Annotated in this window: 23 protein-coding genes; 17 read left to right on the top strand and 6 right to left on the bottom strand. The window is 61.8% G+C overall.

The window, feature by feature from the left end; translation table 11 throughout:
* Positions 1–4 precede the first annotated feature (4 nt).
* The 12 genes from AC07VG_RS17015 to AC07VG_RS16960 all read left to right on the top strand — a co-directional run bounded on the left by AC07VG_RS17015 (position 5) and on the right by AC07VG_RS16960 (position 12391).
* Positions 5–373, top strand: a complete 369-nt coding sequence (locus AC07VG_RS17015; RefSeq protein ID WP_495000254.1) for a response regulator — start codon at positions 5–7, stop codon at positions 371–373.
* 41 nt (positions 374–414) lie between these two features.
* Positions 415–714, top strand: coding sequence for an STAS domain-containing protein (locus AC07VG_RS17010; protein ID WP_495021579.1), 300 nt, complete (start codon positions 415–417; stop codon positions 712–714).
* Between the two features lie 59 nt (positions 715–773).
* Complete coding sequence (locus tag AC07VG_RS17005; RefSeq protein ID WP_495021578.1) at positions 774–3029, top strand: chemotaxis protein CheA; 2256 nt, start codon at positions 774–776, stop codon at positions 3027–3029.
* Positions 3026–4687, top strand: coding sequence for a methyl-accepting chemotaxis protein (locus tag AC07VG_RS17000; RefSeq protein ID WP_495021577.1), 1662 nt, complete (start codon positions 3026–3028; stop codon positions 4685–4687). The genes AC07VG_RS17005 and AC07VG_RS17000 overlap by 4 nt, the downstream gene beginning before the upstream one ends.
* Before the next feature lie 41 nt (positions 4688–4728).
* Positions 4729–5265: a chemotaxis protein CheW gene (locus AC07VG_RS16995; protein WP_495000258.1), complete on the top strand. Its 537-nt coding sequence runs from the start codon at positions 4729–4731 to the stop codon at positions 5263–5265.
* 22 nt (positions 5266–5287) lie between these two features.
* Positions 5288–6094, top strand: coding sequence for a CheR family methyltransferase (locus AC07VG_RS16990; RefSeq protein ID WP_495000259.1), 807 nt, complete (start codon positions 5288–5290; stop codon positions 6092–6094).
* Positions 6091–6627, top strand: coding sequence for a chemotaxis protein CheD (locus AC07VG_RS16985; RefSeq protein ID WP_495000260.1), 537 nt, complete (start codon positions 6091–6093; stop codon positions 6625–6627). The genes AC07VG_RS16990 and AC07VG_RS16985 overlap by 4 nt, the downstream gene beginning before the upstream one ends.
* Entirely contained in the window at positions 6596–7663 is a 1068-nt protein-coding gene (locus AC07VG_RS16980; RefSeq protein WP_495000261.1) for a protein-glutamate methylesterase/protein-glutamine glutaminase, read from the top strand. The genes AC07VG_RS16985 and AC07VG_RS16980 overlap by 32 nt, the downstream gene beginning before the upstream one ends.
* Before the next feature lie 188 nt (positions 7664–7851).
* Positions 7852–8907, top strand: coding sequence for an FtsH protease activity modulator HflK (hflK, locus tag AC07VG_RS16975; RefSeq protein WP_495021576.1), 1056 nt, complete (start codon positions 7852–7854; stop codon positions 8905–8907).
* Positions 8904–9785 carry a protease modulator HflC gene (gene hflC / locus AC07VG_RS16970; protein WP_495021575.1) on the top strand — a complete coding sequence of 294 codons (882 nt, stop codon included), beginning with the start codon at positions 8904–8906 and terminating at the stop codon, positions 9783–9785. Before hflK ends, hflC begins: the two co-directional genes overlap by 4 nt.
* Before the next feature lie 88 nt (positions 9786–9873).
* A complete protein-coding gene (locus AC07VG_RS16965) occupies positions 9874–11097 on the top strand; it encodes an NRAMP family divalent metal transporter (RefSeq protein WP_495000264.1) in 1224 nt (407 codons plus the stop codon).
* Positions 11098–11122: 25 nt separating this feature from the next.
* On the top strand, positions 11123–12391 hold the full coding sequence (locus tag AC07VG_RS16960) for a TerC family protein (RefSeq protein ID WP_495021574.1): 1269 nt from the start codon (positions 11123–11125) through the stop codon (positions 12389–12391).
* Between the two features lie 12 nt (positions 12392–12403).
* Here the strand turns inward: AC07VG_RS16960 and AC07VG_RS16955 are convergent, their stop codons facing one another.
* Positions 12404–13291, bottom strand: coding sequence for a LysR family transcriptional regulator (locus AC07VG_RS16955; RefSeq protein ID WP_495000266.1), 888 nt, complete (start codon positions 13289–13291; stop codon positions 12404–12406).
* A 137-nt stretch (positions 13292–13428) separates the two neighbouring features.
* On the opposite strand from AC07VG_RS16955, the gene AC07VG_RS16950 reads away from it, so the two are divergent.
* Complete coding sequence (locus AC07VG_RS16950; RefSeq protein WP_495000267.1) at positions 13429–15078, top strand: GMC family oxidoreductase; 1650 nt, start codon at positions 13429–13431, stop codon at positions 15076–15078.
* Positions 15079–15283: 205 nt separating this feature from the next.
* Entirely contained in the window at positions 15284–16906 is a 1623-nt protein-coding gene (locus AC07VG_RS16945; RefSeq protein WP_495000268.1) for an MFS transporter, read from the top strand.
* Between the two features lie 292 nt (positions 16907–17198).
* On the opposite strand, the gene AC07VG_RS16940 is transcribed toward AC07VG_RS16945, so the two are convergent.
* The 4 genes from AC07VG_RS16940 to glyQ are packed head-to-tail and all read right to left on the bottom strand — an operon-like array spanning position 17199 to position 21598.
* Positions 17199–17993, bottom strand: a complete 795-nt coding sequence (locus tag AC07VG_RS16940) for a lysophospholipid acyltransferase family protein (RefSeq protein WP_495000269.1) — start codon at positions 17991–17993, stop codon at positions 17199–17201.
* A gap of 57 nt (positions 17994–18050) precedes the next feature.
* Complete coding sequence (gmhB, locus tag AC07VG_RS16935) at positions 18051–18584, bottom strand: D-glycero-beta-D-manno-heptose 1,7-bisphosphate 7-phosphatase (RefSeq protein ID WP_495000270.1); 534 nt, start codon at positions 18582–18584, stop codon at positions 18051–18053.
* Positions 18585–18593: 9 nt separating this feature from the next.
* The gene (glyS, locus tag AC07VG_RS16930; RefSeq protein WP_495000271.1) at positions 18594–20648 is read right to left on the bottom strand and encodes a glycine--tRNA ligase subunit beta; all 2055 of its coding nucleotides are present in this window, start codon (positions 20646–20648) and stop codon (positions 18594–18596) included.
* Positions 20645–21598, bottom strand: coding sequence for a glycine--tRNA ligase subunit alpha (glyQ, locus tag AC07VG_RS16925; protein ID WP_248804124.1), 954 nt, complete (start codon positions 21596–21598; stop codon positions 20645–20647). The genes glyS and glyQ overlap by 4 nt, the downstream gene beginning before the upstream one ends.
* An 81-nt stretch (positions 21599–21679) precedes the next feature.
* Between glyQ and AC07VG_RS16920 the strand changes: the two genes are divergently transcribed.
* The 3 genes from AC07VG_RS16920 to AC07VG_RS16910 all read left to right on the top strand — a co-directional run bounded on the left by AC07VG_RS16920 (position 21680) and on the right by AC07VG_RS16910 (position 23488).
* Positions 21680–22243, top strand: a complete 564-nt coding sequence (locus tag AC07VG_RS16920) for a DNA-3-methyladenine glycosylase I (protein WP_495000272.1) — start codon at positions 21680–21682, stop codon at positions 22241–22243.
* Between the two features lie 35 nt (positions 22244–22278).
* A complete protein-coding gene (locus AC07VG_RS16915) occupies positions 22279–23166 on the top strand; it encodes a lysophospholipid acyltransferase (protein WP_495000273.1) in 888 nt (295 codons plus the stop codon).
* 76 nt (positions 23167–23242) lie between these two features.
* Positions 23243–23488 carry a PilZ domain-containing protein gene (locus AC07VG_RS16910; RefSeq protein WP_495021573.1) on the top strand — a complete coding sequence of 82 codons (246 nt, stop codon included), beginning with the start codon at positions 23243–23245 and terminating at the stop codon, positions 23486–23488.
* On the opposite strand, the gene AC07VG_RS16905 is transcribed toward AC07VG_RS16910, so the two are convergent.
* Positions 23475–23798, bottom strand: a complete 324-nt coding sequence (locus AC07VG_RS16905; protein WP_495000275.1) for a tetratricopeptide repeat protein — start codon at positions 23796–23798, stop codon at positions 23475–23477. The two genes, AC07VG_RS16910 and AC07VG_RS16905, sit on opposite strands and share 14 nt — an antisense overlap.
* Positions 23799–23977: the final 179 nt, after the last annotated feature.

The following is a 23977-nucleotide window of genomic DNA, read 5'->3' as shown; positions in this document are numbered from 1 at the left end:
GGTCATGGCAAAAAACGTAATGGTGGTCGACGATTCGAGCAGTGTCCGTCAGGTGGTCAGCATCGCGCTCAAAAGCGCCGGTTACGACGTGATCGAAGCCAGCGACGGCAAGGACGCGCTGGGCAAGCTCACCGGGCAGAAAGTTCACCTGATCATCAGTGACGTGAACATGCCGAACATGGATGGCATCACCTTCGTCAAGGAAGTGAAAAAGCTGCCCAGCTACAAATTCACCCCGATCATCATGCTCACTACCGAGTCCCAGGAAAGCAAGAAGCAGGAGGGGCAGGCCGCGGGGGCACGGGCCTGGGTGGTCAAGCCGTTCCAGCCGGCACAGATGCTCGCGGCCGTGTCCAAGCTGATCCTGCCCTGAGCCCGGACACCATCAGACCGGGCAAACAGGGAGACTCGAGCATGCCGATCATTTGCCAAGCAAACACTTCGACCCCCCACCTGGGTATCGAAGGTGAGATGACCATCTACACCGCCGCGCAGTTGTATGCCGAACTGGCGCCGTTCCTGGCGCTGGCCAGCCCGCTGGACATTGACCTCTCGCAGGTCACTGAAATCGACGGCGCGGGCCTGCAACTGTTGATGCTCGCCAAGCGCGAAACCTTGCGCACAGGCGTTGCGCTACAACTGAGCGGGCACAGCCCGGCGGTGCTTGAGGTGTTCGAATTGTGTGACCTGGGCGGTACGCTGGGTCAGCCTTGATCCAGCGTTGACAGCTTCCCGTGGTTCTCTGACCCCGGGGCGATAAAAGGGACTCTATCGTGACCATCAATCTCGACCAGGCGCAGCAGACCTTTATCGTGGAAGCGCGCGAGCTGCTCCAGGACATGGAATCGTCGTTACTGCAGTTGGAGTCCGAACCCGATGACAGCGACGCCATCGGTGCAATCTTCCGCGCGGCGCACACCATCAAGGGGTCTGCCGGACTGTTCGGCTTGAGTCCCATCGTCGGTTTTACCCATATCGTCGAAGACGTGCTCGATCGCTTGCGCGAGGGCGCCATCCAGGTCGATGCGCCGTTGATCGCCCTGCTGCTCAGAAGCGCCGACCATATGCTGGAGCTGGTTGACGTCGTCGCCGGTGCCGGCGAGGCGTTGAGCGACATCGCCCTGGAGCGTGAGGCGGCGCTGCGGCAAGGATTGCAGAACTACCAGGCCGTGCGGGCGACGTCTGTCGTGCCGGCCTTGCTCGAGATCCCGGTGGCCCAGCCGGTACCTGGCCAGGACTCGGTCGGCTCCGGCTATTGGCACATCTCCCTGCGGTTCGGTGCCGATGTGTTTCGCAATGGCATGGACCCGCTGTCCTTTCTTCGTTACCTGAACACCCTGGGCGAGATCATCCATGTGGTCACCCTCGCCGACACCCTGCCCGCCCTGGAGCGGTTCGATGCCGAGAGCTGCCACCTGGGGTTCGAGATCGACCTGGACTCGGATGCCAGTCGTGAAACCATTGCTGAAGCTTTCGATTTTGTGCGCGACGACTGCCAGATTCATATCCTGGCGCCCTACAGTCGCCTGGAAGAATACCTGCGAGTCATCGCCGCGCTGCCCGAAGAGCCGGCGCGACTGGGGGAGATCCTCACCCGATGTGGTGCGCTGACGGCCCAGGAGCTGGAGGATGGCTTGCGCGCCCAGCGCGAGCATGCCGAGTCGGCCGGCGCGCCAGCCATGCCACTGGGCGAAATCCTGATTGAACAGCGCGTGGTCGAAGCGGCCGTGGTGCAGTCGGCCCTGGAAAAACAGGGCCGGCAGCGTGAGCAGCCCCAGGCTACGGCTGTCGAAGCGCGGTTTGTCCGGGTCAATGCCGACAAGCTGGACGAGCTGATCAACCTGGTCGGCGAGCTGGTCATCGCCAGCGCCGGGGCCAACCTGTTGGCGCGTAGTAGCCCGAGCGGCCCGTTGCAGGAGTCCACTTCGGTGGTGTCGGGGCTGGTGGAGGAGATCCTCGACGGCGCGCTGCACCTGCGGATGATCCCCATCGGCGATACATTCAACCGCTTCCGCCGGGTGGTGCGGGATGTCAGCCAGGAGCTGGGCAAGGACATCGAACTGCTGATCAGCGGTGCCGACACCGAGCTGGACAAGACCGTGGTGGAGAAAATCGGCGACCCGCTGATGCACCTGTTGCGCAATGCAATGGATCACGGCATTGAATCCCCATCGGTACGCCAGGCCGCCGGCAAGCCCGCCAAGGGCCGGCTGCAGCTCAACGCCTTTCACGATTCGGGCAGCATCGTGCTGGAGATTGCCGACGATGGTGCCGGTCTCAATCGTGATCGGATCCTGCAAAAAGCTGTCGAGCGCGGCCTGGTCGCCGCGGCGTCGAACCTGACGGACCAGGAAATCTACAACCTGATTTTCGAGCCGGGTTTTTCCACCGCCGAGGCGGTGACCAATCTGTCCGGACGCGGCGTGGGCATGGACGTGGTCAAGCGCAACATCACGCTGTTGCGCGGTACCGTCGATCTGGATAGCCAACCCGGGCAAGGCACGATCATCCGTATCCGCCTGCCGTTGACCCTGGCGATCATCAACGGATTCCTCGTTGGCATCGGCCAGATCCACTACGTGGTGCCGCTGGAAATGGTCCAGGAATGCATCGAGTTGAGTGCCGGGCAGCGTCAGGATCTGTCGGGAAACAACTACCTGGACCTGCGCGGTGAAGTCCTGCCGCTGGTGCGCCTACGCGACCACTTCGGTCATGCGGGGCACAGCGTTCGCCGCGAGAACGTGGTGGTGGTGCGTTGTGCCGAGCAAAAGGCCGGACTGGTAGTCGATGACCTGCTGGGGGAATTCCAGACCGTCATCAAACCCCTTGGCAAGCTGTTCAACGCACTGCGCGGTATCAGTGGCTCAACCATCCTGGGCAGCGGCGAGGTGGCACTGATTCTCGATGTTCCTGCGCTGCTGGGCGAACTGGTCCAGCGTGAAACCCGCCAGGCCGCAGTTTATTCCTTGACCGATAGCAAACCTGGCAACTCAGCCAACCACACCGTACATGGAGGGGCTCTTCAATGAAATGGTTCTACGATTTGAGGATAGCAACCAAGATCATCGCTTCGTTTCTGGTGGTGTTGGCACTGATGGCGGCGATGGGGGCGTTTGCCGTCATTCAACTGCGTCAGGTCAACCAGACGGCCACTGACATGCGCGAGAACTGGTTGCCCTCCGTGCGCCTGTCCTCGGGCATTCGGTTTTTTGTCGCCAACTACCGGATCAAGGAGATCCGCTATCTGCTGGCCGAAGGTCCGACGGAACAGGCTCAGTATGAACAGGAGGCTGCCGATGCCCGCAAGGATGTCGACACCCGTATTGTCCGTTATGAAAAGGAAGGCCTGATCTCCGGCCCTGCGGAACAAGCGCTGTTCGATACGTTCAAGAACGACTGGGAGAGCTACCTGGCGAGCAGCAAGAAAATGTTCGCCGAGTCCCGGCAGGAGGGCGGACGGGAGCAAGCCATGGCGGTTCTCAGAGGCGATTCGAAGCGAACCTTTGAAGTGATCGCCACCGATCTGCTGAAAATAATCGAACTCAACGACACCGGCGCGACGGCCGCCAATCAACGGGGTAACGAGATCTACACCAATGGACGGCTGTCGATCATGGCCTCGGTGATCGTGGCCCTGCTCGTGGGGATTGCCCTGGCGTTGTTCATTTCGCGGATCATTGCCAACCCGCTGAAAACTGCGGCCGGGGTTGCCGGCCAGTTGGCCGAGGGCAATCTGGCGGTCACCATTGCAGCGGGCTCCAAGGACGAGACCGGTCAGGTGCTCACGGCCATGCAGGCCATGGTCGGCAAGCTCTCGCAGATTATCGGTGAAGTACGCACCGCCGCCGACAACCTGGCCAGCGCGTCCGAGGAAGTCAGCGCCACGGCCCAGTCCATGAGCCAGGCCACCAGCGAGCAGGCGGCCAGTGTCGAAGAGACCAGTGCCTCCGTCGAGCAGATGAGCGCCAGCATCAACCAGAACACTGAGAACGCCAAGATCACCGATGGCATGGCAAGCAAGGCGGCCAAGGAAGCCACCGATGGCGGCGACTCGGTGCAACAGACCGTCCAGGCCATGAAGAAGATTGCCCAGCGCATCAGCATCATCGACGACATTGCCTACCAGACCAATCTGCTGGCCTTGAACGCGGCCATTGAAGCGGCGCGCGCCGGTGAGCATGGCAAGGGCTTCGCGGTGGTGGCGGCGGAAGTGCGCAAACTGGCCGAGCGCAGCCAGGTGGCCGCGCAGGAAATCGGCGAGCTGTCCACCAGCAGCGTCGAAATGGCCGAACGGGCCGGGCACTTGCTGGACGAGATGGTCCCTTCGATCAACAAGACCTCCGACCTGGTCCAGGAGATCACCGCGGCCTCCGAAGAACAGGCGGCTGGCGTGGCGCAGATCAATACCGCGATGAACCAGCTCAACCAGGTCACCCAGCAAAACGCTTCGAGCAGCGAGGAGTTGGCCGCTACCGCCGAAGAAATGAGCAGCCAGGCCGAACAGTTGCAGCAGGCAATGAGCTTTTTCACGCTGGAGGCGGTCAGCGCGCCGGTGACCGTGGCGCAAGGCAAATCGCGCTCGGCGGTCGGTACGCCGCGAGCCGTGGTGCGGGCCATGCAACCGGCCTCGCACAAGAGCTTCGCCCAGGCCGCCGGCCCCGACGAAAGCGAGTTCACCCGGTTCTGAGCGACGCCCGGACGCGGGCCCTTTTCATGCAGGAGAGCAACATGGGCGCATTAACCACTACCCGACAGGCGACCGCGGTGCTGCCGGCGCAGGAGGCGCAGTACCTGACGTTCTTGCTGGCCGGCGAGATGTTCGCCATTGGTATCCTGGGGATCAAGGAAATCATCGAGTACGGCCACGTTACACCTGTACCGATGATGCCCGCCTTTGTCCGTGGCGTGATCAACCTGCGCGGTGCCGTGGTGCCGGTGGTGGACCTGGGGGCGCGTTTCGGACAACAGCGTTCCACCGTGACCCGGCGCAGCTGCGTGGTGATCATCGAAGCCAGCAGCGACGACCGCCAGGCCCAGGATATCGGCTTGCTGGTCGACACGGTGTCCGAGGTGCTGGAAATACCGGCGGCCGAGATGGCACCACCGCCGAGCTTCGGTGCGCGCATTCGCGCTGATTTCATCAGCGGCATGGCCAAGGTCGAGGGTAAGTTCGTCATTGTCCTGCAAGTTGATCGGGTGTTGTCCGTGGACGAGATGTCGCAATTGGCGGAGGTCGGTGACAGCCACCCACAGCAGGTGCAGTGAGTGGCGAAGAGGGAGGCGCAGGGTGAACGGCATTACGCTCGAGGATCGCGAATTTACCCAGTTTCAGGCCTGGCTCTACGGTGTGGCGGGCATCAGCTTGTCGCCCGCGAAAAAGGCCCTGGTCGCCGGACGTTTGTTCAAACGCCTCAAACACCACGAGCTGGAGAGCTACGGTGCCTATTTCAAACTGATCATGGGCAAGGAGAACAAGGGTGAACTGCAGGTGGCCCTCGACCTGTTGACCACCAACGAGACGTACTTCTTCCGCGAACCCAAGCACTTCGATTTTCTGCGTCAACAGGTGTTGCCTCGCGCCGCGCCGGGGAAAACTTTCCGGGTCTGGAGCGCGGCCAGTTCGTCGGGCGAAGAGCCTTACAGCCTGGCCATGACCCTGGCCGAGGGTCTGGGCAGTACGCCCTGGGAGGTGATCGGTTCGGATATCAGCACCCAGGTGCTGACCAAGGCCCGCAGCGGGCACTACCCGATGGAGCGGGCGAGCAACCTGCCGCCGGCGTTGCTGAGCCGCTATTGCCTCAAGGGCATCGGCCAGCAGGCCGGGACTTTCCTGATCGACAAGGCCCTGCGCCAGCGGGTCAGCTTCATACAGGTCAATCTGAACGACAGCCTGCCGCAACTGGGGGAGTTCGAGGTCATTTTCCTGCGCAATGTGATGATCTACTTCGATCAGGAGACCAAGCGCAAAGTGGTCAACCGCCTCCTGCCGTTTCTCCGGCGTGGCGGTTATTTCATCATCAGCCACTCGGAAAGCCTGCACGGCGTCAGTGACGCGTTCAAGCTGGTGGCCCCCTCCATCTATCAAAAGCCATGAAGGTCGCCATCGCCATGGACGTCGAGGAAATCTACCTGGCTCCCGGGAGCCTGTGCTTTCGCAACAGTCCCGCCCGTATCCATACCCTGTTGGGCTCCTGTGTTTCGATGATTGTCTGGCATCCGCTGCGCAAGCTGGGCGGGATATCCCATTGCCTGCTGCCCAACCGTCGACAGCGCGGCGTGACCCTGGACGGCAGTTATGTCGATGAAGCCTTCGAGTGGCTGATACAGAATATTCATGGCCATCAGAGCGAGGCCAGCGAGTATCAGCTGAAGTTGTTCGGCGGCGGTGAGATGTTTCCCGAACAATCGCGTGATTATCCCACCGCTGATATCGCCGGTTTGAACCGCGCGGCGGTCACGGCCATAGCGGCGCGTCTGCAATGGTCACCTTGTGCCATGGACCTGGGGGGCACCGGGCATCGCAACCTGGTCTTCGATACCTGGAGCGGTGACGTCTGGGTCCGGCATCTCTCTTTGAAAACGCTGGAAGGCAGTCATGAAAAGAATAAGCGTTCTGCTGGTCGATGACTCCGCCGTGGTCCGGCAGGTACTGATGGCGATTCTCGACCAAGCCCCGGATATCGACGTGACGGTCGCCGCCGACCCGATCTTCGCCATGGATAAAATGGCCAAGGCCTGGCCGGATGTGATTGTGCTGGACGTGGAAATGCCACGCATGGACGGCATCACCTTCCTGAAAAAGATCATGGCCGAGCGCCCCACCCCGGTGCTCATCTGCTCCTCGCTGACCGAACGCGGCGCCGAGACCACCTTGCAGGCGCTCGCGGCCGGAGCGGTGGATATCATCACCAAGCCGCAGGGCGGCGTTAAGCATTTCCTGTTGGAGTCCGCCGCGCATCTGCTGGGTGCCGTTCGTGGTGCGGCCGGGGCCAATGTCAGGAATCTCAGCCAACGTGTCGCCGCTCCACGTCTTGAGGTTGCCAGCAAGCTGAATGCCGATGCGATGTTGTCGGCGGCTGGCAGCCACGCGATGGCCCAGACCACCGAACGGATTGTCGCCATCGGTACTTCCACGGGGGGAACCCAGGCCCTGGAGGCGCTGCTCACCGTGTTGCCGAGAGTCTGCCCGGGGATTGTCATCGTTCAGCATATGCCGGAGAAGTTCACCGCCTCCTTTGCCCAGCGTCTCAACGGGCTGGCGCAGATTGAAGTCCGCGAGGCGCAACACAATGATCGGGTGCTGCCGGGCCTGGCGCTGATCGCCCCGGGCGGCAAACACATGATGCTGGTGCGCAACGGCGCCTATTACCATGTGCAGGTGGCGGACGGTCCGCTGGTCAATCGCCATCGGCCGTCGGTGGATGTGCTTTTTCGCTCGGTGGCCAAATTCGCCGGGAAGAACGCCACCGGTATTATCATGACCGGGATGGGCGACGATGGTGCTCGTGGTCTCAAGGAAATGTCTGACGCGGGCGCCGCGACCGTGGCCCAGGACGAGGCCAGTTGCGTGGTCTTCGGCATGCCCAAGGAAGCGATAAAACTGGGGGCGGTCAAACGTGTCCTGCCGCTGCAGGACATGCATCTGGCAATACTGGGCAAGTAGCGCGCGTTCGCCCCGGCTCAGGCTTATTCCTGGGAATACTTCCCAGTCAGCACATTTGCGCCGCAGGCACCTCAATCATTGCGCCAAGTCAGGAGGGGTTCAGGCCTCGGCTGTATGATGTCCAGAAATATTCGGTAATAAAAAATCCGATCAGTGCCTCCCGGCAAACCGTCCTCCAGGATAAGACCATGCCCGACCCGCAGCCCTTGACCCCCCTGGAACCGGAAAGCCCTTCCGCCTCTCTGGGCGACCAAGCCCGCGCGATGGGCTTGCGGGCCAATCGTTTCGTTGCCCTCACGGGACTGCAAGGCAAAGGTCTGGCGCTGCTCGCCGGGTTGCTGGCGTTTGTCTGGATCGTCGGGGGCATCTACAAGGTCCAGCCCGACGAACAAGGCATCGTCCTGCGTTTTGGCAAATGGGTCGACACCACTGAGGCCGGCTTGCACTACCACCTGCCCTTCCCCATCGAAACGGTGCTACTGCCCAAGGTCACCACGGTCAACCAGTTGCAACTGGGGCACGCTCCCGCGCTCGGCCTGAATGACAGCAGCCTGTCCCGCGACAAGCAGATGCTTACCGGCGACGAGAATATTGTCGAGGCCGATTGCGCGGTGTTCTGGCGGATCAAGGACGCCGGACAATTTCTGTTCAGCATGGACAAGCCCGAATTCGCCATCAAGCTGGCCGCCGAAAGTGCCCTGCGCGAAGTTATCGGGCGCACGCCGATCCAGGCGGCCCTGTCGGACAAGCGCCAGGAGATCGCCGAGGAAACCAAGACGTTGTTGCAAGGCCTGCTCGACGATGAAAAAGCCGGGGTACTGATCACCCAGATCCAGTTGCAGCGCGTCGACCCGCCGCCGGCGGTGATCGATGCCTTCAACGATGTGCAGCGGGCCCGGGCCGACCAGGAGCGTGCGCGCAACGAGGCCGAGTCCTACGCCAACGACATTCTTCCGCGGGCCCGGGGCGAAGCGTCGCATATCAATCAGGAGGCCGAAGCCTACAAGGCTCAGGCGGTGAACCTGGCTGAAGGCGACGCGAAAAGCTTCCTGGCGGTGTACGAAAGTTATGCACAGGCCAAGGACGTGACCAGCTGGCGCCTGTATATGGAAAGCACCGATGAAGTGCTGAAAAGAGCTTCCAAGGTGATCATCGACACTTCCGGCAAAGGCGTTTCGGGCGTGGTGCCCTATATGCCGCTATCGGAACAGGACAAGCGTCCGGTCAAGGAGCAGACCCGATGAAACCGTCGATTCGCGTGGCCCTGGTGATCCTGGCGCTGGTTGTTCTGTGGGGGCTCGGCGCCTCGCTGTATACCGTCGATGAAGCGCAGCAGGCCCTGGTGGTCAGGCTCGGGGCACCGACCGCGCCGGTGAGTACGCCGGGCCTGAAACTCAAGGTGCCGTTGATCGACACCGTCATTTATTACGACACCCGTATCCTGACCCTGGCGCCGCCTTCCGAACAGGTGATACTCGGCGACCAGAAACGTCTGGAGGTGGAAACTTATGCGCGTTATCGCATCGTCGATCCGCTGCGTTTCTATCAGGCCCTGCGCACGGTGGACCAGGCCAATGCGCAACTGGCCCAGTTGGTCAGCTCGTCGCTGCGCCGCGAACTGGGACAGGTGATGCTCAAGTCGTTGTTGTCCGCCGAGCGGCCGAAGATCGTCGAGCATATCCAGAGCGAAGTGGTGGAGAAGGCCAGGCCCCTGGGTATTGAAGTCACCGAAGTGCGTTTTCATCGCGCCGATCTGCCGTTTGAAACCAGCCAGGCCATCTATGACCGGATGAAGTCCGAGCGTCAGCGCGAGGCCAAGGAACTGCGCGCCCAGGGCTTCGAGTGGGCGCAACAGATCCAGGCCAATGCCGAGCGCGAACGGGCAGTGCTGATCTCCGAAGCACAACGGCAAAGCCGCATCACCCGGGGCGAAGCCGATGCCCTGGCGAATCGGATCTCGTCCCAGGCGTTCGACAAGGACCCCGCGTTCTACAAGCTCTACCGCAGCCTGCAGACTTACCGGCAATCCTTGTCCGAATCCGCGCCGACCCTGGTGCTGTCACCGGATACGGCGTTCCTCAAGGATTTCAAAAGTGGCCCGCAGGTAAATAGCCGACCCTGACATCCCGCCAGGGTCGATGAACGGGATTTTTACCTTCTACGCACACGCACTCCATGCGCCGGGAACAGACATGATGCCAAGCGTTTCAATGCCCTCGAGCCGACTGCGCCTGATGGCCGCCGCCGTCGGCCCGGGGCTGGTGGTGATGCTGGCGGATACTGAAGCCGGCAGCGTGATCACCGCCGCGCAGAGTGGCGCGCAATGGGGCTATCGGCTGCTGTTGCTGCAGTTCCTCATCATTCCCCTGCTGTACACCGCGCAGGAACTCTCGATCCGTCTGGGGCTGGGAACGGGCAAGGGCTTCGGTGAGCTGGTGCGCCAGCGGTTTGGCCGGGGCATTGCGTTGCTGTCCCTGGCGACACTGGTGCTCAGTTGTTTCGGCGCGCTGGTGACCGAGTTGAGCGGGCTGGCCGGGGTCGGTGAACTGTTCGGCGTGCCCTTGTGGGAAACCATCGGTGTGCTGGTGGTACTGATTTTCGCGATGGTCTGCACCGGCTCCTACCGGGGCGTCGAACGGGTCGCGATTTGCCTCGGTCTGTTCGGCGTGGCCTTTATCGCCGTGGCCTGGAACGCTCACCCCGATCCCCGGCAGATCATCGCGCAGTGGTACCAGATGCCGCTTCACAATAATGCCTATCTGTATCTGGTGGCCGCCAACCTGGGGACCAGTGTCATGCCGTGGACAGTGTTCTACCAACAGTCGGCGTTGATCGACAAAGGCCTCGATGCCAGGCACTTGAAAGCAGCGCGCATTGAAACGTTGCTCGGTGCGACCCTTTGCCAGATCCTCACGGCCGCCGTGGTGATTGCCGCGGCGGCGTGTTTCAACCGAGCCGACACCGCCTTTACCTTGACCAGCGTACCGCAACTGGCCGATGCCTTTACCGCGTCCCTGGGCCAGACGGTTGGGCGCGGGGTCTTTGCCATGGGGTTGGCCGGGGGCGCACTGGTGGCCACTATCGTGGTCTGCCTGACCGTGGCCTGGGGCGTTGGCGAGGCCACCGGCCGCCGGCATTCGCTGGAACAGCGGCCCACCGAAGCGCCCTGGTTCTACGCGGCATTCGGCGCCATGTTGCTGGGGGCCGGCGTGCTGGTGGGTTCCGGGGTCAATCTGGTCGAGCTGTCGATTTTCACCGGGGTGGTCAACGCGCTGTTGCTGCCGGCGGTGCTGGGCCTGCTCTATTGGTTGGCCCGCACACAATTGACCGGAGCTTTCCGGTTACAGGGCGGGTATGCGTGGGTAGTGGGCCTGGTGTTCGGGTTCGCCTCTCTGGCCGGTCTGTTCTGTGGTGTGGGAGGTTTGCTGAATTGATGACGATGGTTGCGGGAGCGGCAAGATGATCGGCTTGGATACCGGGATACAGGGCATCAACCTGACGTTGCAGGTGTTCCTGCTCGACCTGCTGCTGAGCGGCGACAATGCCGTGGTCATTGCGCTCGCCTGCCGTCATCTGCCGGCGCGGCAGATGCGCCAGGCGCTGTTCGCCGGGATGGGCGTGGCGGTCGGGTTGCGAATCCTGTTCACCTCGGTGATCAGCCTGTTGCTCAAGGTGCCCTGCCTGAAACTGCTGGGTATGTGCGCCTTGGTGGTGATTGCCATCAAGCTGTTGGTCGACGATGAGGGCGCCGAGCATCTGCCGCAGCATTCGGGTGGCACCCTGTGGTCGGTGATCGGGCTTATCGTCTTCGCCGACCTGACCATGAGCCTGGATAATGTGGTGGCCTTGGCCGCCGTGGCCCAGGACAACCTGGGGATCCTGGTGCTGGGGTTGCTGCTGAGCATCCCGATGCTGATGTACGGTAGCTTGTTCGTGACTGGGCTGTTCAAGCGTTATCCCTGGTTGATCCCGGCGGGCGGTGCCTTGTTGGGTTGGGTGGCCGGGGATATCGGCATGTCCGATCCGCTGATTGCCGATTGGGTGGCGACCCAGGCACCGGGCCTGGTGCTGGCGATGCCACTGGCCTGTGCGATTTTTGTGCTGGTGGAAAGTCGGATCATTCAGCGCAACCTGCGTTTGTTGCCCAGACCCGAGCCGGTTTTGCGGCAGGCCCGCATGGATGAGACGGTGCTCGCCGAGCCGCTGCCGGCCAGCGTGGTTCGGGCGGTCGAAGCAGCAGAGGCTATTCCTGGGGGGCGTGAACCCATCTCCGCCGAGTTACTCCCTCCCGAGGCGGTCCCGCCTGTGGATAACTCGCCTGTCGAGCCTTCGCCAGACAGATCGAACCGCAAGCGCCGCTGGTACTGGGCCGGGATGCTGGCGGCGGTACCGGTGCTGGCGTATATCGGTTATTCGGTGATCTATGTCGGCATCATCAACAGCGGCTACATGCCGAAGCCCAGGCTGCTGAGCAGTTATGAGTGTCCTGGTCTGAACGGGCCGTTTGTCTTCTTCTACCAGCATGGCAAGGACACCGTGCGTATCCACAGCAGTGCCGGCTCGCTCGACGGCGCGCTGATCAAGGGCCGGCTGGAATGGATCAATGCGACCCGGGCCTCGTCGATGCTCGGTTTTACGCCGCCCCAGGAAATTACCAATGACGATGCCACCTCCATTCGCATCAATGGGGGGAGCTTTTCGCAAATGGAGTGTTACAAGAAAAGCTGAGGGTCGATATTTTTACTGCGCCAGCAACACCCCCTGCTCACTCGCGCACAACGCCAGCAGAAAATCCCACACCACTCGCAAGCGCACTGACTTGTGCAGCTCCCGTCGGGTACTGATCCAGTAGCTGCGCTGGATGGTTTCCTCCGGCAATACCCGCACCAGTTGCGGGTCGTCCTTGGCCATGTAGTTGGGCAACACCGCAATCCCCAGCCCGGCCCGCGCCGCCTGTTGCTGGGCTATCACGCTGGTGCTGCGAAAAATCACATTCGGTGTGCGGCAGAAGTTGTTGAGGAACAGCAGTTCCTCGCTGAACAGCAGGTCGTCGACGTAGCCGATCCAGTTGTGTTGCGACAGATCATCCCGGTGCTGCAACGCCCGCGCCCGGGCGAGGTAGTCCGGGCTGGCATACAGCGCCAGGCGATAGTCGGTCAGCTTGCGAGTGATCAACAGGTCGGCATTCGGCCGGTCGAGGTGGATGCTGATTTCCGCCTCGCGGTTGAGGATGCTGACGAAACGCGGCACCGCCACCAGTTCCACTTCCAGCCCCGGATAACGTTCGTACAGGCTGCCCATGCGAGTGGTGAGAAACATGATGCCGATCCCTTCGGTCACCCCCAGGCGGATCTTGCCCAGGGGCGCGATGGCCTGGGTGATTTCCTCCTGGGCCAGCAAGGCGACGTTTTCCATGGCCTCGGCATGCTTGAGCAAGGCCTGGCCCGAAGGCGTCAGCTCGTAGCCCTGGGCATGCTGGACAAACAGCGCCGTGCCCAGACTCTGCTCGATGGTCTCGATATGCCGGGCCACGGTGCTGTGGGTAGTGTTCAGGCGCTTGGCCGCGGTCAGCAGGCGTCCGCTGCGCTGCAACTCGAGGAAAAAACGTAGATCGTTCCAGTCGAACATCGGGCTTCCTTGTGAATCGCAGGGTTCACTGCCTTGCTTGAAAACGCACAGCACTTGCGCAAAAACGAAGGTTTTCATCTCGAAACTAATCAATAACATGAAGGGAGACAAGAACAATAAAAAAGGCGAGGTTGCCTATGTCATCCGCCCACCTGCCCTATGACTACGTGATAGTCGGTGCCGGGCCCGCAGGCTGTGTGCTGGCCAATCGGCTGTCCGCCGATCCGCGGAACCATGTGTTGCTGCTCGAAGCCGGCGGCCGGGATAACTACCCGTGGATTCATGTGCCGGTAGGGTATCTGTACTGCATCGGTAATCCACGCACCGACTGGTGCTTCAAGACCGAAGCACAACCCGGCCTGCAAGGGCGCAGCCTCGGCTACCCACGCGGCAAGGTGTTGGGCGGCAGTTCTTCGATCAATGGCATGATCTACATGCGTGGCCAGGCCGGCGACTATGATCGCTGGGCCGCGCAAGGTAACCCGGGCTGGGCCTGGAACGATGTCCTGCCGTTGTTCAAGCGCAGCGAAAACCACTTTGGCGGCGCCAGCGAATTCCACAACGACCAGGGCGAATGGCGGGTCGAGCAGCAGCGCTACTCCTGGTCGATCCTCGACGCCTTCCGCGACGCCGCGGCTGAAAACGGTATCGCCAGCGTCAGCGATTTCAACGCTGGCGATAACCAGGGCTGTGGGTACTTTCAGGTCAACCAGCGTTCCGGCGTACGCTGGAATTCGTCGAAAGCCTTTCTGCGGCCGATCCTCAAGCGCCCCAACCTGACGATCCTGACCGGAGTCCAGGTTGACCGGGTAACCCTGGAACAGGGCCGCGCCTGTGCCGTTGTCGCGCGCTGGCAGGGTGAGGAACATGTGTTCAACGTTCGTCGCGAGATCATTTTGTCTGCCGGTTCGGTCGGCTCCCCCGGCATTCTCCAGCGTTCGGGCATCGGCCCGCGGCCCTTGCTGGAAAACCTCGGGATCGCGCTGCATCACGAATTGCCGGGTGTCGGCGGTAATCTGCAGGATCATCTGCAACTGCGCCTGATCTACAAGCTCAGCCATGCCCGTACCCTCAACCAGGTCGCCAATAGCCTGTGGGGCAAAGTCGGCATGGGCCTGCGTTATCTCTACGACCGCAGTGGTCCGTTGGCCATGGCGCCGAGCCAGTTGGGGGCGTTCGTAAAGTCCTCGCCGGAGCAGCCCTCGGCCAATTTGCAGTACCACGTGCAGCCCTTGTCGCTGGAACGCTTCGGTGAGCCGCTGCATCGGTTCCCGGCCTTTACCGCCTCGGTGTGCAACCTGCGACCGATGAGTCGGGGGCGGATCGATATTCGTTCGGCCGATCCGGATGTGCCGCCATTGATTGACCCGAATTACCTGAGCGATCCCGAGGATCTGAACGTCGCGGCCGAGGCAATCCGGCTGACTCGGCGCATTGTCGACTCCCCTGCCCTGCGGCGCTTCCAACCCGAGGAATACCTGCCCGGGGCGGCGCTGCAAACTGAAGAACAGTTGCATGAGGCGGCCGCGCGGATCGGTACGACGATCTTTCACCCGGTGGGCACCTGCCGGATGGGCAGCGGCGCGCTGGATGTGGTGGATGCCCGGCTACGGGTGCACGGTGTCGCGGGGTTGCGGGTCGCCGATGCGTCGATCATGCCGGACATCGTCTCCGGCAATACCTGTTCACCAACGGTGATGATTGCCGAGAAGGCGGCGCAGATGATTCTGGAGGATGCCCCGGCCATTCATGACATTCAAACGGAGGAAATTCTGGCCCCCTTGTAGGAGCCGGCTTGCCGGCGATGGCGTCGGTATGGGCGATGCATGACTCCAGGGCCTCATCGCCGGCAAGCCAGCTCCTACAAGGGGCCGCGTTATACCGGTAGATCGCGTCAATAGTGCAAAAGCGGATTCCGGTGGAAGTCAGCCGGAATCCACAGTGGAACAACAACAATAATCACTGTGGCCCTCAGGGCCGAGGACATGGCAAATGTCGGACTACATCGAGCAACAGTCCGTGAGCGCAACCGCGAGCACTGGCAAGGAAGAACGAAAGATCATTTTTGCGTCATCCCTCGGGACGGTTTTCGAGTGGTATGACTTTTTTCTCTATGGCGCCCTGGCGGCGGTGATCAGCAAGCAGTTCTTTGCCGGGGTCAACGACACCACGGCGTTTATCTTCGCCCTCATGGCATTTGCCGCGGGTTTCCTGGTCCGGCCTTTCGGCGCCCTGGTGTTCGGGCGCCTGGGAGATATGATCGGGCGCAAATACACCTTCCTCATGACCATCATCCTGATGGGCCTTTCCACCTTTGCTGTCGGCTTGTTGCCAACCTACACCAGCATCGGCCTCGCCGCGCCGATCATCCTGGTCCTGCTGCGCATGCTCCAGGGGCTGGCGCTGGGTGGCGAATACGGTGGCGCCGCGACTTACGTGGCGGAGCACGCACCGACCGGCAAGCGCGGTTCGTATACCGGCTGGATTCAATCCACCGCCACCCTGGGCCTGCTCCTGTCCCTGCTGGTGGTGCTCGCCAGCCGTTATATCAGCGGCGACCAGTTTGAAGTCTGGGGCTGGCGCCTGCCGTTCCTGCTGTCGATCTTCCTGCTGGCGATTTCCACTTGGATCCGCCTGAGCATGCACGAGTCGCCGGCTTTCGTGAAAATGAAGGCCCAGGGCAAGGTCAGCCGCTCGCCGATCCGCGAATCCTTCGGCTCCTGGCAGAACCTGAAGATCGTCCTGACTGCCCTCTTCAGCATCAACGCCGGGCAGGCGGTGACCTTCTACACCGCGCAGTTCTACGTGCTGTTCTTCATGACCCAGATGCTCAAGATGGACCCGACCCAGGCCAATACCCTGCTGATCATCAGCGTGGTGATCGGTGCGCCGTTTTTCGTGCTGTTCGGCTGGCTGTCGGACAAGATCGGCCGCAAGCCGATCCTGATGCTCGGCCTGCTGCTGGCGACGCTGTGTTATTTCCCGCTGTTCAAGGCCTTGAGCCATTACGCCAATCCGCAGATCGATGCGGCCAGCCGGCAGGCGCCGATTGTGGTGCTGGCCGACCCGGCGAGTTGCACCTTCCAGTTCGACCCGGTGGGTAAAGCCCGTTTCGATAGCCCGTGCGACAAGGTCAAGACCTTCCTGGTCAAGCAGGGTCTGCCCTATAGCTCGCAGGCCGCGGCAGCTGGGACGGAGGTGACGGTATCGGTGGGTGAACAGAAGATCAGCGGTTTCGACGAAGCGGCGATGCGCTCGGCGATCACCACGGCGGGCTATCCGGCCAAGGCCGATAGTGCGTCGGTGAACGAGCCGATGGTGGTGCTGCTGATTGTCTTGCTGATTCTGATTGCCACCATGACCTATGGCCCGCTGGCGGCGGTGATGGTCGAGCTGTTCCCGACGCGCATCCGCTACACCTCGATGTCGTTGCCCTACCATATCGGCAACGGCTGGTTCGGCGGGTTCCTGCCCACGGTGTCCTTTGCGCTGGTGGTCTACACCGGGGATATCTTCTATGGCCTGTGGTACCCGGTATTGGTGACCGGGGTCAGCCTGGTGGTGGGGTTGTGCTGCCTGAAGGAGACCAAGGGCGTGGATCTGGACAAGGTCTGAGGTTACCGACGACCTTGTAGACACCACGAAACCTTGTAGCTGGCTTGCCAGCGATGGCGCCCTTGACGCTTGCATCGCCCATAACGGCCTCATCGCCGGCAAGCCAGCTCCTACAAGGGAGCGTATTTAGCCAGGAAAAACCGGCATTAAAGCCGGTTTTTTTATCGCTTGAAAAAACTTATGCACGATTTACAGCAGAAAGTCATACAGAGAAATAAGCAATAAAATCAGTCGCTTAGGTAGTTTTTCTGAAAGAAATCAAAATCTTGTACACAAGTTATCCACAATTACCTCAAACCACGACGGACGCCTCTGCCGCCGGTGCCGGCGGCAATGAGCCCATCTCCCGCTGAGTCTGCTCGTTCCAGGCCTGAACCCGGTCGTTGAGCTCGGCAATCGCCCGTGGCCCGCTGCCCTCGGCCATCATCGGCGCGCCGATCACCACGGTGATGGTGCCCGGGTTCTTCAGCCAGCCGGTCTTCGGCCAGAACTTGCCGGCGTTGTGGGCAATTGGTAGCACCGGCAGATCGGCGTTCACCGCCAGTGCCGTACCGCCCCGGGAGAACTTGCCGACCGTACCGAACGGCACGCGGGTGCCTTCCGGGAAGATCAGCACCCAGACATTGTCCTTGAGCAACTCGTCGCCCTTCTTCGCCACATGCTTGAGCGCCGCCTTCGGGTTGTCCCGGTCGATGGCGATCGGCCGCAACATGGCCATGGCCCAGCCGAAGAACGGCACGTACAGCAACTCACGCTTGAGCACCTGGCTCAACGGCGAGAAGTAGGCCGAGAGGAAGAAGGTTTCCCAGGTGCTCTGGTGATTCGACAGAATCACGCAAGGGCGCTCGGGCACATTCTCCGCACCCTTGATCTCGACCGTGATGCCGAGGAAGACCTTGGTCAGCCACAGGGCACAACGGCACCAGTACACGTTGATAAAGCGATAACGTGCCTTGAACGGCAGGAACGGCGCGATAAAAAAGCTCAGGGAGCACCACAACAGCGAACTGGTGCCCAGTAGCAGGTAAAAGAAAAAGGTTCTGATGGCCTGCAGGATCGACATAGCGGCATTTACCGTTGCGGGCATTGCCCGCCTATAAAAAGCGCTTCCCGAACAGTCCTTGGTCAGGAGGTCAGAAGAGCTTCAGTTGTGGATAAGTTCTGCGGCAACCGCCGCCAGATCGTCAAAAACCAGGGTGCCCACCGGCAGGGTTTTACCCAGTGTCTTTTCGCCTTTACCGGTTTTTACCAAAACAGGCTGACAGTCGACGGCCTGCGCCGCCTCCAAGTCACCGAGGCTGTCGCCGACAAACCATAGCCTGGCCAACGACACCCCATAATGTTCGGCAATGCTGTGCAACATGCCGGGCTTGGGTTTGCGGCACGCGCAGCCCTCATCCGGGCCGTGCGGGCAATACACCACCAGCCCCAGCGTACCGCCCTGTTGCGCCACTAACGAACGCAGGCGCTCGTGCATGGCTTCCAGGGTGGCGATGTCGTAGTAGCCGCGAGCAATGCCGGACTGGTTGGTGGCCACCGCCACCGTCCAGCCGGCCCTGCTCAACTGCGCGATGGCTTCGATCGCGCCGGGGAGTGGAATCCATTCCTCCACCGACTTGATGTAGGCGTCGGAGTCCTGGTTGATCACCCCGTCCCGATCGAGAATCAGCAGTTTCAAGACGCGCCCTCAGCCCAGCAGCGAAATATCGGCGACACCCAGGAACAGGCCTCGCAGACGCGCCAGCAGCGCATAACGGTTGGCGCGTACCTTGGCGTCCTCGGCATTTACCATCACCGCTTCGAAGAACGCATCCACCGGCTCGCGCAGGGCGGCCAGGCGTGCCAGCGATTCGTTGTACTGGCGTGCCGCGGCCATCGGCTGGACCGCCTGGTCCGCCTGCTGGATCGCCGAGTACAGCGAGAACTCGTTGGCGTTGTCGAAGTACTTGGCTTCCACGGTGCTCGGGATGCTGCCTTCGGCCTTGCTCAGCAGGTTCGATACACGCTTGTTCACCGCCGCCAGGGCTGCCGCTTCCGGCAACTGGCGGAATTTCTGCACGGCTTGTACGCGTTGGTCGAAGTCCAGCGCCGAACCCGGCTTGAGGGCACGTACCGACAGGTAGGTCGCGACGTCTACGCCTTCGTCTTCGTAACGGGCGCGCAGGCGGTCGAAGATGAACTCCAGCACCTGGTCGGCCAGGCCGGCGGCCTTGACCCGGGCACCGAAGGCCTTGACCGCGAACTCCACGGTCTCGATCAGATCGAGGTCGAGCTGCTTGTCGATCAGGATGCGCAACACGCCGAGGGCGGCGCGACGCAGGGCGTAGGGGTCTTTGCTGCCAGTCGGCAGCATGCCGATGCCGAAGATCCCGACCAGGGTGTCGAGCTTGTCGGCAATCGCCACCGCCGCACCGGTCAGGGTGCCTGGCAGTTCTGCGCCGGCACCGCGGGGCATGTACTGTTCGTTCAGGGCCAGGGCGACATCTTCCGGCTCGCCGTCATTGAGGGCGTAGTAGTAACCGGCAACACCTTGCATCTCCGGGAACTCGCCGACCATCTCGGTGGCCAGGTCGCACTTCGACAGCAGACCGGCACGGGCCGCGCGCTGGGCGTCGCCGCCGATGCGCGGGGCGATGAACGCGGCCAGCTTGGAAACACGCTCGGCCTTGTCGTAGACGCTGCCCAGTTTCTCCTGGAACACCACGTTTTGCAGACGCAGGTTGAACTGTTCGAGCTTCTGTTTCTTGTCCTGCTTGAAGAAGAATTCGGCGTCGGTCAGGCGCGGGCGAACGACTTTCTCGTTACCGGCGATGATCTGTTGCGGGTCCTTGCTCTCGATGTTGGCGACGGTGATGAAGCGCGGCAGCAGCTTGCCTTCGCCGTCCAGCAGGCAGAAGTACTTCTGGTTGTCCTGCATGGTGGTGATCAGGGCTTCCTGAGGCACGTCGAGGAAGCGTTCTTCGAAGGCGCACACCAACGGCACCGGCCATTCGACCAGGGCGGTGACTTCGTCGAGCAGGTCGGCCGGCATGATCGCGGTGCCTTCCTGCTGGGTCGCCAGCTCGGTGGTGCGTTTGCTGATCAGCTCGCGCCGTTCGCCAGCGTCGGCCAGGACATAGGCGGCGCGCAGGTCGTTCAGGTAGTTGGCCGGCGAGGTGATACGCACGCTTTCCGGGTGGTGGAAGCGGTGCCCACGGGAGTCGCGACCGGATTTCTGGGCGAGGATGGTGCAGTCGATGACCTGATCACCGAGCAGCATCACCAGCCACTGGGTCGGACGCACGAACTCTTCCTTGCGCGCGGCCCAGCGCATGCGCTTGGGAATCGGCAGGTCGTTCAGCGAATCCTCGACGATGGTCGGCAGCAGGCTGCTGGTTGGCTTGCCCTGGATGCTCTGGGTGTAGCGCAGTTTCGGCCCGCTCTGGTCGATTTCGCTCAGTTCCACGCCGCATTTCTTGGCGAAGCCGAGGGCGGCCTGGGTCGGGTTGCCTTCGGCGTCGAAGGCGGCCTGGCGTGGCGGCCCGTCGAGGTTGATGCTGCGGTCCGGCTGCTGGGTTTGCAGCTGGGTCAGCAGTACCGCGAGGCGGCGCGGCGCGGCGTAGACCTGTTTGCTCTCGAAACTCAGGCCGGCGCTTTGCAGGCCCTTTTCGATGCCGGCGAGAAAAGCCTCGGCCAGGGTATTGAGGGCCTTGGGTGGCAGCTCTTCCGTGCCCAGTTCAACCAGAAAATCTTGAGCACTCATTGTGCTGCCTCCAACTTAGCCAACACTTCGTCACGCAAATCCGCGGTTGCCATCGGGAAGCCCAGTTTGGCCCGGGCCATCAGATAGGCCTGCGCCACCGAACGGGCCAGGGTGCGGACCCGCAGGATGTACTGCTGGCGCGCGGTGACCGAGATCGCCCGGCGTGCATCCAGCAGGTTGAAGGTGTGCGAGGCCTTGAGGACCATTTCGTAGCTCGGCAACGGCAGCGGCTGGTCCAGTTCGATCAGGCGCTTGGCTTCGCTTTCATAGAAATCGAACAGTTCGAACAGCTTCTCGACGTTGGCGTGTTCGAAGTTGTAGGTCGACTGCTCGACTTCGTTCTGGTGGAACACGTCGCCGTAGGTCACCTTGCCGAACGGGCCGTCGGCCCAGACCAGGTCGTAGACCGAGTCGACGCCCTGCAGGTACATCGCCAGGCGTTCGAGGCCATAGGTGATTTCGCCGGTGACCGGGTAGCACTCGATGCCGCCGGCCTGCTGGAAGTAGGTGAACTGGGTGACTTCCATGCCGTTGAGCCAGACTTCCCAGCCCAGGCCCCAGGCGCCGAGGGTTGGCGATTCCCAGTTGTCCTCGACGAAACGGATGTCGTGCACCAGCGGGTCGAGGCCGACATGCTTGAGCGAGCCCAGGTACAGCTCCTGGAAGTTGTCCGGGTTCGGCTTGAGGACTACCTGGAACTGGTAGTAATGCTGCAGGCGGTTCGGGTTTTCGCCGTAGCGGCCGTCAGTCGGGCGGCGGCTGGGTTGTACGTAGGCGGCGTTCCAGGTTTCCGGGCCGATGGCGCGCAGGAACGTGGCGGTATGAAAGGTGCCGGCGCCTACTTCCATATCGTAGGGCTGAAGTACCACACAACCTTGCTCGGCCCAGTATTGCTGGAGGGCGAGGATCAAGTCTTGGAAGGTACGCACGGCTGGCGTAGGCTGGCTCACGAAATTCACCTGTTACTTGGGCTGCGATTCAAAAGGCGGGAGTATACCCGATTCGGCCACGCGCACGCCCCCTGGAGCCTTATGCCACGCTGCTTTTGGTGCAACGACGATCCTTTGTACATGGCCTATCACGATCAGGAGTGGGGCGTGCCGCTGCGCGATGGGCAGCGTCTGTTCGAGTTGCTTTTGCTCGAAGGGTTCCAAGCCGGTTTGTCGTGGATCACCATCCTGAAGAAACGCGAGCACTACCGGAAGGTCTTGTTCGGCTTCGATGTGCACGCAGTCGCGGCCATGAGCGATGCCGATATCGAGCAATTGATGCTCGATCCGGGGATTATCCGTAATCGTCTGAAACTCACTGCCGCGCGGCGCAATGCCCAGCTCTGGCTGACGCTGGAGGATCCGGTGGCGCTGCTCTGGTCCTTTGTCGGTGGCGTGCAGAAGATCAATCATTTCAAGGTCCGCGGCGAAGTCCCGGCCGTCACCCCCGAGGCCGAGGCGATGAGCAAGGCGCTGAAGAAACTCGGCTTCAAATTCGTTGGCCCGACCATCTGCTACGCCCTCATGCAGGCCTCCGGCATGGTCATGGACCACACCACCGATTGTGATCGCTACGCGACATTGGCCACGCCACGGTTACAATAGCCGGCTAACAAGCTCGATCACGACAGGAGTGGCCTGTGGACAAGTTTAAAGGCGCCATGCTGGTGGGGGCGTTGCGGTTGTTTGCACTGCTGCCCTGGTGCGCGGTGCAGCGGGTGGGCGCGGCCATCGGCTGGATGATGTGGAAGCTGCCCAACCGTTCCCGCGAAGTGGTGCGGATCAACCTGGCGAAATGTTTCCCGGAACTCGACCCGGTGGCTCGCGAGCAATTGGTCGGCCGCAGCCTGATGGGCATCGGCAAGTCCTTTACCGAAAGTGCCTGCGCCTGGATCTGGCCGGCCCATCGCTCCATGGAGCGGGTGCGCGAAGTCGAAGGCCTGGACATCCTCAAGGAGGCCCTGGCCTCGGGCAAGGGGGTGGTCGGTATCACCAGCCACCTGGGCAACTGGGAAGTGCTCAATCACTTCTATTGCAGCCAGTGCAAGCCGATCATTTTCTATCGCCCGCCCAAGCTCAAGGCGGTCGACGAGCTGTTGCGCAAGCAGCGGGTGCAGTTGGGCAACCGGGTTGCCGCCTCCACCAAGGAAGGCATCCTCAGCGTCATCAAGGAAGTGCGCAAAGGTGGTGCGGTGGGCATTCCCGCTGACCCGGAACCGGCCGAATCCGCCGGGGTGTTCGTGCCGTTCCTCGGTACCATGGCGCTGACCAGCAAGTTCGTGCCCAATATGCTCGCCGGCGGCAAGGCGGTGGGCGTGTTCCTGCATGCGTTGCGCTTGCCGGACGGTTCGGGCTTCAAGGTGATCCTCGAAGCCGCGCCCGAAGCCATGTACAGCACTGATACAGAGACCTCCGTGGCTGCCATGAGCCAGGTGGTGGCGCGTTATGTGCGGGCTTATCCGGACCAGTACATGTGGAGCATGAAGCGCTTCCGCAGGCGCCCGGCGGGTGAGAAACGCTGGTACTGAAACGAGATTGGCATGATCTGTGGATAAGTCCGCGATACGGATTTATCCACAGGTGCACCTTCCAAGGACGCAACAGATGTCCAATAACAAGAACTCCTTGCGCATCAAGATCCAGCATCCCAGCATCGGCGAGTGCCTGGGGCAGACACGCAACCTGTCCAGCAAGGGCGTGTATGTGACGCACCCGAGCTTGTCGTGCCTGACCACCGGCGAGGTGGTCTATGGCCAGGTGCAGGGGCTGTCGGCGGTGGCGCCGCGGATTCGCATGGAAGTGGTGCGGGTCGACCTCGACGGCATCGGCCTGCGCTTCATTGACCTTTGAGCGCGGCTTTTTCGAGCTTTTTCAGAAACACCGTCATTTCCTTTTCCGCCTGCTTGTCGCCATGGCCGCGGGCGGCTTCCAGTCCCTGCTCCCAGGCTTGCCGGGCTGCGGCGGTGTCGCCCGCGGCCTGATGGGCCTTGCCCAGCAGTTTCCAGGCGGCGGAGTATTTCGGGTCGAAGTCGACGCAGCGTTGCAGGTGTTCGGCGGCTTTGGTGTTGTCCCCAAGGTCCAGGTAACCCTTGCCGAGGCCGAAGCGCAGCAGCGAGTTATCCACACCCTTGGCGAGCATTTTTTCCAGTGATTCGAGCATGACGTTCCTTCTGTGTTGCCGTTGAGATAGCTATCGCTGGCAAGCCAGCTCCTACAAGGGATCGGTGGTGTCACGCAACTCTATGCGTGCCACACGATCCAGTGTAGATACCGTCTTGACCCTCATCGCGCAAGCGCGATGTTTGGGTCAAACGGTACGCCTGATTTGAGCACCCCATA

This window comes from Pseudomonas sp. GW821-FHT03C07 (assembly GCF_059420925.1).
The sequence above is the reverse complement of the archived record's forward strand: the minus strand, read 5'-3'. Positions and strand labels throughout refer to the sequence as shown.